At 64.1% G+C, this 13188-nt stretch carries 9 protein-coding genes; 3 read left to right on the plus strand and 6 right to left on the minus strand.

The features are described from left to right. Nucleotides 1–168: 168 nt before the first annotated feature. On the plus strand, nt 169–1404 hold the full coding sequence (locus tag F0U63_RS26485) for a type I restriction endonuclease (RefSeq protein WP_395833672.1): 1236 nt from the start codon (nt 169–171) through the stop codon (nt 1402–1404). A gap of 154 nt (nt 1405–1558) precedes the next feature. Here the strand turns inward: F0U63_RS26485 and F0U63_RS26490 are convergent, their stop codons facing one another. The 5 genes from F0U63_RS26490 to tpx are packed head-to-tail and all read right to left on the minus strand — an operon-like array spanning nt 1559 to nt 8183. Beyond that, nucleotides 1559–4738, minus strand: a complete 3180-nt coding sequence (locus F0U63_RS26490; protein WP_395833674.1) for an NB-ARC domain-containing protein — start codon at nt 4736–4738, stop codon at nt 1559–1561. Next, nucleotides 4735–6297, minus strand: a complete 1563-nt coding sequence (locus F0U63_RS26495; protein ID WP_395833676.1) for a hypothetical protein — start codon at nt 6295–6297, stop codon at nt 4735–4737. Before F0U63_RS26495 ends, F0U63_RS26490 begins: the two co-directional genes overlap by 4 nt. A gap of 44 nt (nt 6298–6341) precedes the next feature. After that, the gene (locus tag F0U63_RS26500) at nt 6342–7016 is read right to left on the minus strand and encodes an SRPBCC domain-containing protein (protein WP_395833678.1); all 675 of its coding nucleotides are present in this window, start codon (nt 7014–7016) and stop codon (nt 6342–6344) included. After that, complete coding sequence (locus tag F0U63_RS26505; protein ID WP_395833680.1) at nt 7013–7663, minus strand: 2OG-Fe(II) oxygenase; 651 nt, start codon at nt 7661–7663, stop codon at nt 7013–7015. The genes F0U63_RS26500 and F0U63_RS26505 overlap by 4 nt, the downstream gene beginning before the upstream one ends. Nucleotides 7664–7691: 28 nt before the next feature. After that, entirely contained in the window at nt 7692–8183 is a 492-nt protein-coding gene (gene tpx / locus F0U63_RS26510) for a thiol peroxidase (RefSeq protein ID WP_395833682.1), read from the minus strand. Between the two features lie 233 nt (nt 8184–8416). On the opposite strand from tpx, the gene F0U63_RS26515 reads away from it, so the two are divergent. Both F0U63_RS26515 and F0U63_RS26520 read left to right on the plus strand, forming a co-directional pair. Next, nucleotides 8417–10375, plus strand: a complete 1959-nt coding sequence (locus F0U63_RS26515) for an ATP-binding protein (RefSeq protein WP_395833684.1) — start codon at nt 8417–8419, stop codon at nt 10373–10375. Between the two features lie 710 nt (nt 10376–11085). Further along, nucleotides 11086–12045, plus strand: coding sequence for a hypothetical protein (locus F0U63_RS26520; protein ID WP_395833686.1), 960 nt, complete (start codon nt 11086–11088; stop codon nt 12043–12045). A gap of 45 nt (nt 12046–12090) precedes the next feature. On the opposite strand, the gene F0U63_RS26525 is transcribed toward F0U63_RS26520, so the two are convergent. Beyond that, entirely contained in the window at nt 12091–13149 is a 1059-nt protein-coding gene (locus F0U63_RS26525; RefSeq protein ID WP_395833688.1) for a patatin-like phospholipase family protein, read from the minus strand. Nucleotides 13150–13188 lie beyond the last annotated feature (39 nt).

Here is a 13188-nt window from a genome sequence, read left to right on the forward strand (position 1 = left end):
ACAGGCTCCTAGGTGCCCTGGAGGCGGGCAAGTAGGCCCACAGTTCCTTTGGTGCTCGAACCAGCACCTCGAAGGAATTCTGCCCGCTTTGGGTCTTGACGGGCGATGCGGTACGCTTTCGAGCGTTCGCACGCAGAACCTCGGCCCGTACGTGAGGGGGGAGAACAAATGGGTTTCAATGAAGATTTGCGGCAACTTTCGGAGCAGGTGAAGAAGCGGCAGGCGTTCATCAAAGGAGAAGAGGCCACGAAACAGGCGCTCATCCTGCCGTTCCTTCAAGCACTCGGCTACGACATCTACGACCCCACGGAGACTCAGCCAGAGTACGTGGCGGACTTCGCCAAGAAGCGCGGTGGAGTGCTCGAGAAAGTCGACTACGCGCTCCATCTCCGAGGCCGCCCCGCTCTCTTCATCGAGTGCAAGGCCGCGGACGTGGCGCCCGAGGATCACGACGGACAGCTCGCGCGCTACTTCAATGCCACTCCCACGGTGCGCATCGCCATCGTGACGAACGGTATTCGCTATCGGTTCTTCACGGACCTGCAAGCGCCGAACGTGATGGACGCTTCTCCCTTCATGGAGTTCAACATCCTCTCGTTCACCGACAGGGACGTCGAGTTGCTGCGCCCCTTCACGAAGGAGTTCTTCAACTCCGAGTCCATCCAGGGACACGCGGAGGAGATCATCTTCGTCGGCAAGGTGACGACCCTCATCAACGAGTTGTTGCGGAATCCGTCGGAGAGCTTCGTCCGTTTCCTGCTTGCTGAAGTCGAACTCGTTTCGGGGCGCGTGACGAAGAACGTCGTGGAGCGCTTCGTCCCCATCGTCAAGAAGTCCATCCAGACAACCTTGCTCGACATGATGACGAAGTCGATCCAGCAGGAGATTGCTCAGCCCAACGTCCAGCCGGCGCCCGTGGCCCCCCCACCCGCTCCGCCTTCTATCGCTGAGTCGCTCCAGGCGGCCGCGGCTGGGGCTGGGGCTGAGCCTTCCGCCGGCGCACAGATCGACACCACCGAGTTCGAGCTGGAAATCTTCCGGAACGTCCAGCGGATCTGCGCGGAATCAGCCATCAAGCAGACCGTTGCCTACAAGGATTCCGCGAGCTACTTCGGAATCAACCTGGGCAAGGTGACGTCCTGGTTCTTGCGCGTCTTCTCCAACGGCAAGAAGAAGTCCCTGGTGACCCGAGTCCCCATGGAGCAGGCCCTGTTGTTGGCGAAGGGTTTTGAGGTCGAGGCGACGCCTGACAGCCTGGGCAAGAGCCGCGTGTACTTCAATGCCACGAGCGACATCGAGAAGCTGCGAGCGCTCGTCCTGGTCGCCTACGAGGATGAAGTGAAGCGGCAGAGCGCACCGATCGTCGAGGGAGTCGAGCTACCTCCTGAAATCGTGGCGAACTGAGGGGGTGAGCTGCCAGAGTAGCGGGAGGCAGTCCCCTCCCGCTTTCGGGATAATCCAGAAGTAGGCCACCCGGGCTAACACAACCTGAATGCCAGGTTCTCCTGCGGATGTGGCACGTCGTTCTCGTTAAAGGCGAGCATACTGCCCTGTTTTTTCACGACGTCCCGGCTTCGCCAGATGAGATCGCTGACAACTGGTGGAGGGCGCTCTCCAGATTGTTGTGCGCCATGGCCCAGTCTTCCGGAAAAGACTCATAAGTCCACACCTCAAGTGCGGACTGATATGCAGCAATGGCCTGCCGCAAGTTTTCCTCCCGGTTTCCTGTTGGCAACTGGGCGAAAGCGTTTCCCTGGTTGTTGTGCGCCTTGGCCCAATCTCCCGGAAAAGACTCACGAGTCCACACCTCAAGGGCGGACTGGTATGCAGCAATGGCCTGCCGCAGGTTTTCCTCCCTATTGCCTGTCGGCAACTCACTGAGGGCATTTCCCAGGTTGTTATGCACCCTGGCCCAATTTTCTGGGAAGGACTCGCGAGTCCACACCTCAAGGGCTGACCGAAAGGATGCAATGGTCTGCCGCAGGTTTTCCTCCCGGTTGCCCGTCGGCAAGTGGCGGAGGGTAATCCCCAGGTTGTTGTGTGCCGTGGCCCAATTTTCCGGGAAGGACTCGCGAGTCCACACCTCAAGGGCTGACCGAAAGGATGCAATGGCCTGCCGCAGGTTTTCCTCCCGGTTGCCCGCCGGCAACTGGCGGAGGGCAATCCCCAGGTTGTTGTGCGCCATGGCCCAATCTTCCGGAGAGGACTCGCGAGACCACACCTCAAGGGCTGACTGGTATGCAGCAATGGCTTGCCGCAGGTTTTCCTCCCGGTTGCCCGCCGGCAACTGGAGGAGGGCAATCCCCAGGTTGTTGTGCGCCATGGCCCAATCTTCCGGAGAGGACTCGCGAGTCAACACCTCAAGGGCTGACTGGTATGCAGCAATGGCCTGCCGCAGGTTTTCCTCCCGGTTGCCCGTCGGCAACTGGACAAGGGCATTTCCCAAGTTGTTATGCGCCCTGGCCCAATTTTCTGGGAAGGACTCGCGAGTCCACACCTCAAGGGCTGATCGAAAGGATGCAATGGCCTGCCACAGGTTATCTTCCCGGTTGCCTGTCGGCAACTCACCGAGGGCAATCCCCAGGTTGTTGTGCACCATGGCCCAATTTTCTGGGAAGGACTCGCGAGTCCACACCTCAAGGGCTGATCGAAAGGATGCAATGGCCCGCCGCAAATTACTTTCACGTCCACCAAGCGGAAACCTGCGCAACATACTCCCTGTCTGAACACAGGGCTCAACAGCTTCGCCTCGACCTTGCCTGACGAGGTCCATCATGCGATCTGAAGCAAAAAGGAGATCTAGATAAACATCTCCTTGCGTAAAATAATCACGATACTGGAAAGCCTTTTCCATCATTGCCGATACAAGCGACGCGTGCTTGATGAAGAGATTCGCTGCGGCTTCCCTTGCCTGGAGGCGATCAAGAAAGAGCCGCACCAACACCTCTAGCCGGACGGTCCGTCCTCTCTGGACAATCAATCCTCGATCAACCAGCCACTCGACAATTGAGGCAGCACCATCTACTTCGCTGAGTTTCTTTACCAGTTCGACCCTTGAACCTCCTGGCGAACAGATCCAGACAGCACGCAAAACAGCCTGCTCATCATGTCCGAGACTTTCGACCACGTCCTGGAGAACTCGCGGAATGACGTCCACCTCTTGAGCCGAAGATGACAATGCCTCAAGCGTGTTTTGAATGCCACGTTGACCAAGTGCATTGCAAAGGAGCATCAGTGCTCCGGGATGTCGCCCGACACGGTCAATCAGTGCATCAGCACGTCCCTGAGCGATCTCCGTGGCCAGATTTGGCGTACGCAATTCCACGAAATGCCGAGCGTCTTCCAGTGAAAACAGAGGAACATGAATTGAAATTGCGTCATGCGCCCGCTGGAGAGCTTTTTGAGAAGAACGGCTGAGCACCAGCACCGCGCAACGCCCTTGTCCCGAGGGGAGCCACTCTTGGAGCAACTCTTCCTCTATCTCGTCCACGTCATCCACGACGAGAAGGTACGTCCCTTCGGCCAGCCGAGCCTGGGTGTCTCGAACCCATCGGGGTACGCCTGACTTGTCTTTTCGCTCAGCCAATGGCTTCTGGGTATCCAGCCCCAAAGCAACTGCCACCCGCAGCCAGCCCGCCAGCGGTCCCCCCGTGAAGTTGATCCACACTGGCTCCAATCTGTGCTCCATCACCTGCGCGACGCTGGCGGCCACAGCCGTCTTTCCACAACCCGCCACCCCGTAAAGCACACAGGTCTGGATCCGCTCCGAAGGCTCTAGCAATCCGGTCAACCGCTTGACGATCTCATCCCGGCCAATCAACCGCACCGCAGCCGGTCCTGGAAGACCGAGCCCGCGAGCCGTCGGCTGGACGAGGCGCTCCAGCATCTGGCGAACCGTGGAGGGCAAGCGTGGTCCCAGATGCTCCGCGAGTTGTGCCTGGGTCGGCCGTCCTGGCGCGGACTCCAGGCGCCCGATTGCGTCCAAGGGACGCCGCAGATCCAGGGGATCCCCATCATGCTGGGGCACCTGGTACAAGAGACCCTGATCAAACGCGTGGCGGAGTGCCTCCAGCCTGCCTAGAAGTGCAGCGTCGGTGCTGATGCGGCGCTCGGGTGCAGTTCCACCAAATGCGAGCGTCAGAAGCCATTGAACCACCCTGGCATCAACCCCCATGAGCATCCAGTCGAGCACGGCCGCGAGTCCCGCGCAGTAGAGCGAACCATCATCCGCCTTGGGATTCTTCAGCAGGTGTGCCTGCACCCCATCCACGAAGCGGATGGCGGTGGCGGGTGTATCCGCGACGCTCGCGACCCAGGAGGCGACCCGTGCGAGCCCTGACGCACTGAGCTGGCGTCCAATACACTCGATGACCGCATCCCGGATGAGCAGCACTTCGCGTGGTAGATTCAGGGACCAGTTTCCCGGCACCCGCTCGCGAGTACAGAGCACCACGGACTCACGAATGGGCGCGGGAGGCTCCACGACCGCGGAGGGAATGAGCACGATGGCTCCCTTTCCCTCGGATGCCTGCCAGCGCGAAGGATCCGCGGTGATGGCGACGGGAAGACCGAGGAGGAGAACCAGGGTATCGACCAACTCCTCCAGTTCCTCGCGGCCCAGTGCCGTGGGGAGCCAGAGCACCTTCCCCAGAACGAGTTGCCCGAGTCCCCGCGAGACTGACGCCAAGCCCGGCCAGGTCCGGAGGTACGAAAGCCGCAGCGTCGGGAGAGCCGTCATGAGGGAGTCTTCTTGGCCAGGCGCAGGTAGGCGCACAGCGGGTCGATGACAATCCGCGTGTCGTGGGGGTCTCCCGCCATTGCCGGCCGGACGAGGCCCGCCTGCTCCAACTCCTTTCGATCACTTTCAGACAAGGAATACGCCGCCGACTCCACCGGGCTCGAGGCCGCGCATCTCATGATGTCATCGTCCGGCATGACGGAGGCAAGGCGCTCGAAGATGCGAACACTGCTCCGAAAGTTCTTCTCCCCAAGGTAGCGCAAGAGCGCCTGCTCCGCGCTCTCTCCTTCCACGGCGGCGCCATTGGCGAACCATGAGACCAGCTGGAGGAAATGGAAGGGAACGACCACGGGCTCATTCCGGTCGAAGGACTTGAGGAATTGGTCGCCCTGCTCTTGGAGCCATTGAACCTGCTCCGGCGTCAAGGGTGGACCCTGGACTTCCCCCCACCGCTCGACAGCGATGGCGGCCGAGTCTCGCGTCATGGGCGGAATGTGTATCGGCCGAAACTGCCTCGAGATGTCCTCGTGCATGTACTCCTGACGCAGGCTGATGACGAGGCATGTGGGCTTCAACTCGGTGAAAGGCCCAAGTATCCAACTCAGGGCACGCGCTCGCTCATCGATGGAAGGGCCGATGGCGGAGGTCACTTCGTCGAGATCATCCAGGACGAGCAGGGTTGGCAATTGAGCGCGATTGGTTGCTTCGAAGAAGATGTTGAGGGCCTCCACAACGACCTGCGCGCTGATCCGCCACTGCCGCTCGACCTGGGTGGACTGAATCGAGGAAGCCCCACTCTTGCGAATGATGCTGGCCGCGATCTTGAGGGAACTCTCCAGGTCGGGAGTGATGGCTCCGCCCGCGATCATCTTGAGCTGAGAGATGAGCTGTCCTTCGATTTCCGCTGAGTTTTGACTGCTGGTGGTTTGATCGAGCTTCTCGGATTGCTTGGAACCCTGCCACTTCTGCACATACTCCAGCGCAATCGCCACGGCCCGCAGACTGATCCGTACCTTTTTGTAGAGTTCGTTCTCACGAAGGGGCAACAGTCTATGGAAGATCGAAAGGGAGAGCGCTCGATCCGTGGTCGTCTCCACCTGTTGCCGGATGTCCGCGAGCAAGGGGAGGAGGGGTTCCCTTCGTTGCTCGGACTTCTCATCCTCCTCCGCCACTGCCCTCTGGAGCGCGTCTCCGACTGCATCAACGTTGGAGACGTGCTTGCCCGAGACCCTGAGAATGATCCAACGCTGCCTGTCGAAGGGTTCCAGCAAGGCACCCGTGATGCCGGTCATCTTCTCGTAGGAGTGCCTCGCCTCGGGGTCATCCCGAATGAGCCCGAGCGCCTGGAGGATGAGGGAGGATTTCCCCACGCCCTTGTAGCCGGAAACCACGTGCCGGAGCCTCACGTTCATGTTCCCGCCGCGAAGCGCGTTACCGGCCTGGACGAGGGCATTGTGGAGCGTGACGAGCTGTGCCTGCCGGTTCGCGAAGGCATGGGCCTGCCCCGGTTCGGAGAACATGGGGATGTCGATCCAGGGCATCGATGAGGGCTTCGGCATGGAGGCACCCTAGCGCAGCACCGAGACCGGTCAACGCGGCAGCCCTATCCGCCTCCACCCGGAAGCCCCCCGTGCAGCCGCGCGCGCAGCACCGCCCCCAGCACCCTCGCGGTCTCCTCGGGCAGGCGGCCGAGGTGCGTATAGAGCGTCTCCTCCACCTGGGCCACCACCTCGGGCGCCGCCCCCGCCTCCCGCAGGCCGGCGAGCACCGCATGGGCCGCCTGACCGAGTGGCTCCACGAAGCCACTCGACTCCTCCCAGAACTCCTCGAAGCACGGCACGGCCTCCCCGGAGACGACCCGGGCCAGACGCCCCATGTTGGCTTCCCAATACGCCCGGTGCGCCTGCTCGGCCTCGCGGCTCGAGAACGGACCCTGGCGCACCTCGATGCGCGTGCCGCCCTCCGCCGGATGGAGGGTGAAGGAGACTCGGGTCGTCTCGCGGCCGTAGTCCTCCCGCCCCTCCCACGTCAGCTCCATCACCAGCCCCCGGCCAGGCTCCACCTCGAGCACGCGGCAGATCTGCGCCAGGGGCCTCTCCCGCTCATCGAGCAGGTTCACCCGCAGCGGCTCGCCCACCTCCGACTCCCCCTCCTCGCCGAGGCGCAGACCTCCGGGCGGAGCCCCGTACCAGCGCCGCTGCCGGAAGGGATCCTCGAAGGCCGCGAAGACCTCCTCGGGCCGCTGGGGCACCCACCACTCCATCGCCAGCTCGCTCATGCCTCCACTCCCTTCCGGGTCCGCAGCTCGAACCGCGGCACCCGCGCGAGCAGCGGCTCCGGCACGCGGTACTGCTCGACCACCAGGCTGATGCGCGCCGCCGACAGCTCGGGGGCCCCGGCCTCGACCGAAGCCACCTCGTGCACCAGGTCTCCCCGGAACGTCACCAGCGAGCGCGCGAGGGGAACCAGCGCCGCCACGCGCCCGCCCCGGTGGTACAGCCGCAACTCTCCCCCCGCGAGCCGCTCCGGCACCTGCACGTAGAGCACGCTCACCGCGATCGGGTTGCCCAGGCCGGCGCCATAGGAGCCCATGCTGCGATCCAGGTGCGCCGCCACCCCACGCCCGTTGTGCACCAGGAGCGGGTTGAGCAGGAACGCGTTGCAGCCCGGCAGGAGCGCGGCCTCGAGGAAGGGAGCGAAGGCGGGAAACCGCTCCGTCACCTCGGCACGGGCCTCGCGCCGGAAGGTGACCGAGAAACCATAGGTGCCCGAGAACTGCGACGTCAGGTTGCTCTCCCCGAGCAGGGACGAGTCCAGGATGGCCGAGCGGATGGCCTCGATGGCGCTCGTGGGCAGGGCCTCGGGGGTGCGGTGGAAGAAGGTCTGGAGGCGGAAGGCCCCGCTCCAGGGCAGCTGGAAGCGCATGGGCGGAGTCTACCCGCCCCGGCCCGGACTACAGCTTCGCGAGCGCCGCGTCGTAGTTGGGCTCCTGGCCGATCTCCGGCACCTGCTCGGCGTGGACGACCTTGCCCCCCTCGTCGATCACCACCACCGCGCGGGAGTACAGGCCCGCCAGCCCTCCGTCCTGGATGGTCACGCCGTACTTCTCGCCGAAGTCCCCACGGAAGCCCGAGAAGCTCAGCGCCTTCTCGATGCCCTCGGCTCCGCAGAAGCGCTTGAGCGCGAACGGCAGATCCATCGAGACGTTGATCACCGTGACGCCGGGCTTCTCCGTCGCGCGCTTGTTGAACGTGCGCACCGACGTCGCGCACACCCCGGTGTCGATGCTCGGGAAGATGTTGAGCACGCGCTTGCCCGGAATGGAGGACAGCTTCTTGTCGGACAGATCCATGCCGGTGAGCGTGGCGTCCGGCGCCGGGGCTCCCACGGCGGGCAGGTTGCCCTGGGTCTGGACCGGGTTGCCCTTCAGGGTGATCTTGGCCATGCGCGACTCCTTGGGGAATGAGGGGGGCTCGTCGTAGCGGCTCCCCCCCGGGAAGGCCAGCGAGACGTGGCCCCGCGTGACACCCGGCCAACACCGGCCCGCATCCTCCCCGCGCGCAGATTCCAGGCGGCTCTTCAATTCCTCCCGGGCTGATGTCTTTCAAAACCAGTGAACTTCGCCCTTCAGGAAGAGATGGACGTCTGGATTGTCTTGTGGTCCTGGAGGGGATCCACATGACGAGCGTCGAAGGGGACCAGGACGGATGGGCGGCTCGGGTGCTGGGACTGGCGCACTTGGAGAGCCCCGAAGGCAGACAGGTGAGGCTGGAGCGGCGGGCCGCGGTGATGCTGGCCTACCTGGGACTGGAGGGCCCCTCGTCGAAGCTCGTCGTCGCGAGCCTGCTGTGGCCCGACTCGCCGCCCACCACCATTCGCGCCAACATGCGCCAGTTGCTGCGCCGCCTGCGCCTGCTGTGCGACGGCGTGGAGTTGGTGGAGGCCACCTCCGAGCGTCTGGCCCTCGTGCCGGGGCTGCGGCTGGACGTCGCCCAGCTCAAGGCGGCGGCCGGGGCACACGCCCACGCCCAGGTGCTCGAGATCGCGCGCTCCGCGGGGAGCGGCTCGCTGCTCTCCGGCCTGGAGTTGGAGGACTGCGACGAGCTGTCACGCTGGCTGGACGGCGCGCGCACCGCCGTGGAGGGCTGGGTGCGCGCCGCGCGCCAGCAGGGCGTCACCCAGGCCATGGCCCGGGGGGACTGGAACACCGCGTCCGCGCTGGTGCACGCCTGGCTGCAACAGGAGCCCGAGTCCGAGCAGGCCGGCCGCCACCTCATCCAGTTGCACTACCTCCAGGGAGACCGCGACGCCGCCCTGGCCGCCTTCGAGCGGCTGCGCGCGACCCTCTCCCGCGAGCTGGATGTGGACCCCATGCCCGAGACGCTCGCCCTGGTGCGGCAGATCGAGAAGGGCACCGGGGTGAGGACCCCGCCCCCGGCCGCGCCAGGTGCCCCCCTGCCCCTGTCCGTGCGGCGCCCTCCCGTGCTCGCCGGCCGGGAAGCCGCATGGCGCGAACTCGAGGAGGGTTTCGCCGCCAGCCAGTTGGTGTTCATCAACGGTGAGCCCGGGGTGGGCAAGTCCCGTCTCGTCGAGGAGTTCGCCGCCAGCAAGGGCCGGTGGGTGAAGCTCGAGGGGCGCTTCGGGGATCAGGCCATTCCCTTCGCCTCGCAGGCCCGTGCCTTCCGGCTCCACATGGCCCACCGGCCCGAGGTGATCCTCCCGGACTGGGTCCGCACGGAGCTGTCCCGCATCCTTCCCGAGCTGGGGGGAGAGCGGCCGCCGCCGATGGCCTCGGAGGCCGACGAGCTGCGCTTCTACGACGCGAACGTGGAGGCCATGCGGCTGCTGATGACGGGCTACCGCGTCGTCGTCACGGATGACGTGCAGTACTGGGACAGCGCCAGCTCCAAGGTGTTCACCTACGCGTTCGAGCGCCTCCTGGACTCGAGCATGGACGCGGCCCACGCGCCCCGCTTCATCGACTGCTACCGCCGCGGCGAGCTCCCGCCCTACTCGGAGAACAGCGTGCGGCAGTTGGTGGACACGGGGCGCGCGCGCCTCATCGAGCTCGGTCCGCTCTCCGAGGAACAGGTCCGCCAGCTCCTGACGGGCCTGGAGCTGCCCGGTGCCGAGGCGCACGCCGATGCCCTCGCCCGCTACACCGGCGGCAATCCCCTCTACATCCTCGAGACGCTCAAGCACCTCATCGAGACGGAGGGCCTGCACAAGGACTGGCCGCACCGCCTTCCCCCGCCGGGACGGGTGGGTCCACTGCTCCAGCGCCGCCTGGAGCGGCTCTCGCCCCGAGCCCTCCAGTGCGCCCAGCTCGCCGCCCTGGCGGGCCCCTTCTTCCGCACCTCCCTCGTGTCCGAGGTGCTCGAGCTGTCCGCCACCGAGCGTCTCGCGGCGCTCGCCGAGCTCGAGGCCGCCCAGGTCCTGGTGGGCGAGCGCTTCAGTCATGATCTGGTGGAAGAGGCGATCCGGGCCAGCGTGTCTCCCATCGCCGCCCGGGAGCTGCATGCGCGGCTCGCCGCCGTCCTCGAGCGCTCCCAGGCTCCCGCCCAGATCCTCTCCCACCACTGGAGGGAGGCGGGCGAGTTGGAGCGCGCGCGGAGCATCCAGCCCCGGCCGTTGTGAGGGACGAAGAGCGGCCCGTGGAGGAAGTCCCCAGAGTATCACGTCACGTATGTGGCGATTCGCCCCCAAAAATCACCGGAGGCGAAGCCTCCTTTCGGGCGAGAGCTCTTTGGCACATGAGATGCGGTGAACTAATCGCGCTCCACCAGGGTTATCCCTGGTGGGCTCATGCCCCGGAAGTGGGAGAGAGTAACCTCCATAACATAGTAGGACCGGTTGGCCCTGGCTGTCCGACGCCCTGTAACCACATCGACCGAGATGGCGTTCGCTTTGCCACTTTCCACTTGGAAGTGTTCCATTTCCGTCAGCGCAACAAGCGAGCAGGCAGCTGAACTCATCAGCTGAAGTTCCTCTTTCATTCCGTTTCATTCCGTCGTCTCCGGCTGATGGGGGCGTTTACGCATTGCTCCACCCCTTCGTGGTCACTGCTGCTTGCCGGTCACACATAGATGGGGTAGCTTGAGGCTCGCTGCCGCCTTGCGTATCGAGAAAGGAGGTATCATGGACAAGAAGGATGAAAAAGAAGAATTCCGTAATAATTCCAAGGAGTTGGTAGCCCTGCTGACGGCCATCATCACCCTCGTGGCGACCCTCATCAAGGCCTTTACCTCGTAAGCTCCACGAGGTGCGTTGAACGCTCTTGCCTAAGAGAGTTCAACGTTTGCCCGAAAATGTAGCTTGATCTTGGCTAAGAGGAATCTACACTTACTATGTCGAGAGGTCCGGGACAGCTCCAGTCCTTCATCACAGATGCGCTCAAGGCCACTCGCCAGCCCGTGCTGGTCAATGCGCTGATGTGGGAATTCAATACGACGGTCAAGAGCAAGGAGGCGGCTGTTGAGAAGGAGATTCGAAAGCCGGTCTATACTTCGTTCCTTCGAGCAGCTGACAGCCTTGTCAAGTCGAATGAGGTCGAGCGCCGGTCTCGCCGTCTACGGACGCTCGATGAAGTAGTTACGTACTACCCTTACAAAACGCGCTCAGTTGAATTGAAAGAGCTTCGCCTCAGGCTTCTCCCTCGTCTGAGGGACCTGAACTGGAGTGCACTATATGGAGCCTCGGCGAACGAGGACTTCATCGTCGGCAAGCACTCCGGAGAAGATACAATCCGAGAACAGTGGGAGCATTTGCGGAGCCTGCTCCTAACAGCTGTACGTACAATTACAGATCTCAGGGCTGCGCACCTTCATGCCCACCTCATTGTTCGTGGCGATGCCTTGTTCTCAAATAGGTGGAAAGGGCTCACTCACCCAGGCTCCTTCGTGGACCTGGCCAACAAATTGGCGGTGCATCTGGAGGAACCACTGGCTCTCGCGCTTGCCCAATTTTCAAATGAGATCTGGCCACCGGCCCAGCGCAAGGAAGTCGCTCTGAAAAGTCAGCTCTATGCTTGGGTCAACTTCAATGGTTCAAAGCCGTCACTCAAGTCCGATGCCCGTGACGCCTTACGCCAATTGGAGCCCAAGATCATGAAGGAGTTGGTGATTATTCCTCGGGCAATGCGCGGTAGTTTCAGTGGATTTCTCCTGGAGAAGAAAATCCAACACGAGCCTCTCCTCGACCAACTGCTGCAGCGCGATGTGCTCGGTCCCTTTGACTTTCTCGGAGTTCCTGGAGCGTTCAATCACCAGGAGGCAGAGACGAGCGAGATTTCTTCTGAAGGTTCGTGACTGGAAGACATCCAAGGTGGAGCCACCCTCCGGGCGGGAGCTAGCTCACAGCGGCTGGATGCGATCCACCAGCCGGCCCGTGGCGAGTCCCTCGTGGAACTCCTCGCCCAACCGCTCGCTCTCGGCCACCACCTGACGCCAGGCACGCATCCGCTCCGCGTCGGATAACCGCTCGAAGTCCGAGCGATCCGGAATCCGTCCATGAGGCAGCCGCGCGACGAACTCCGGCGAGGGAGATAGCAGCAGGACGCGCCGGAAGTTGGTGGGACCCGCGCGGCGCCACCGCAAGGACTTGTCGAACCAGCCGGGCACCACGTACGGGTAGAAGTGCGGATAGAGCACCCACCCCTGCCCCGCGCCGAAGTCGAGATCCAGGTGGTAGTCGAGGAGGCCGCCGTCCCGGTAGACGCCGGCGGGGGCCTCGGGGATGCGAACCCCGCTCATCACGAGGGGGATGGAGCCCGAGGCCAGGATCGCCGGACGCAGGTTGGCGCGCGTCAGCGGCACGTGCACCGAGCGGTGCGCATCCAGCCGCGTGAAGGGCGTGGTGTCCCCCGCGGAATGGAAGACGACCCGCTCCAGGTGGAGCCCCAGGGTCCGGCGGCTCACCACGTTGCCCAGGGCCCCCAGGGCGAGCCCCAGCGTCTGGAGGTGGCGCGGCTCGAGCGCGGACAGGCCCCGGCAGCGATTGGTCAGCACATGCAGGCGCACCCAGGGGTGTCCGAGGATGCTCGCGTCGCCCTCCGGACCGAGGATGGTGTCCAGGAACTCCTGACTGGTCTGGCTCACCCGCTCGGGTGAAGGCCGGGGCGGGTAGCTCTGCGCGATGTACGCCTCGGCGAAGCGCTCCAGGGCGGCAACCGGATCCGCCAGGCCCAGACACGCCAGCCGCCAGCTTCCAATCGACGAGCCGATGAGATGGAGCGGGCGGGAGCGCGCACGGAAGAACTCGCCGAACACCACCCGGTCCAGCCCGGACAGCACCAGGCTCTTGGGGCCCCCGGAGGCGCCCGGCACCACGTCGACGTCCTCGGCGCGCAGGCCCCGCTCGCGGATCAGCCGCAGCGCCTCGGGACCCGCCCGAAGGGAGAGATTCGCACTCATGGGGCGCACCGGTAGCACACCCCCGGCTCCGGGGCACGT

Source organism: Cystobacter fuscus (assembly GCF_044360685.1).
GTDB classification, from domain to species: domain Bacteria; phylum Myxococcota; class Myxococcia; order Myxococcales; family Myxococcaceae; genus Cystobacter; species Cystobacter fuscus_C.

Bases quoted from the DNA above. Each gene is read 5' to 3' on its own strand.
- F0U63_RS26485 (WP_395833672.1), top strand. From the start codon at position 169: ATGGGTTTCAATGAAGATTTGCGGCAACTTTCGGAGCAGGTGAAGAAG.
- F0U63_RS26490 (WP_395833674.1), bottom strand. From the start codon at position 4,738: ATGACGGCTCTCCCGACGCTGCGGCTTTCGTACCTCCGGACCTGGCCG.
- F0U63_RS26495 (WP_395833676.1), bottom strand. From the start codon at position 6,297: ATGCCGAAGCCCTCATCGATGCCCTGGATCGACATCCCCATGTTCTCC.
- F0U63_RS26500 (WP_395833678.1), bottom strand. From the start codon at position 7,016: ATGAGCGAGCTGGCGATGGAGTGGTGGGTGCCCCAGCGGCCCGAGGAG.
- F0U63_RS26505 (WP_395833680.1), bottom strand. From the start codon at position 7,663: ATGCGCTTCCAGCTGCCCTGGAGCGGGGCCTTCCGCCTCCAGACCTTC.
- tpx (WP_395833682.1), bottom strand. From the start codon at position 8,183: ATGGCCAAGATCACCCTGAAGGGCAACCCGGTCCAGACCCAGGGCAAC.
- F0U63_RS26515 (WP_395833684.1), top strand. From the start codon at position 8,417: ATGACGAGCGTCGAAGGGGACCAGGACGGATGGGCGGCTCGGGTGCTG.
- F0U63_RS26520 (WP_395833686.1), top strand. From the start codon at position 11,086: ATGTCGAGAGGTCCGGGACAGCTCCAGTCCTTCATCACAGATGCGCTC.
- F0U63_RS26525 (WP_395833688.1), bottom strand. From the start codon at position 13,149: ATGAGTGCGAATCTCTCCCTTCGGGCGGGTCCCGAGGCGCTGCGGCTG.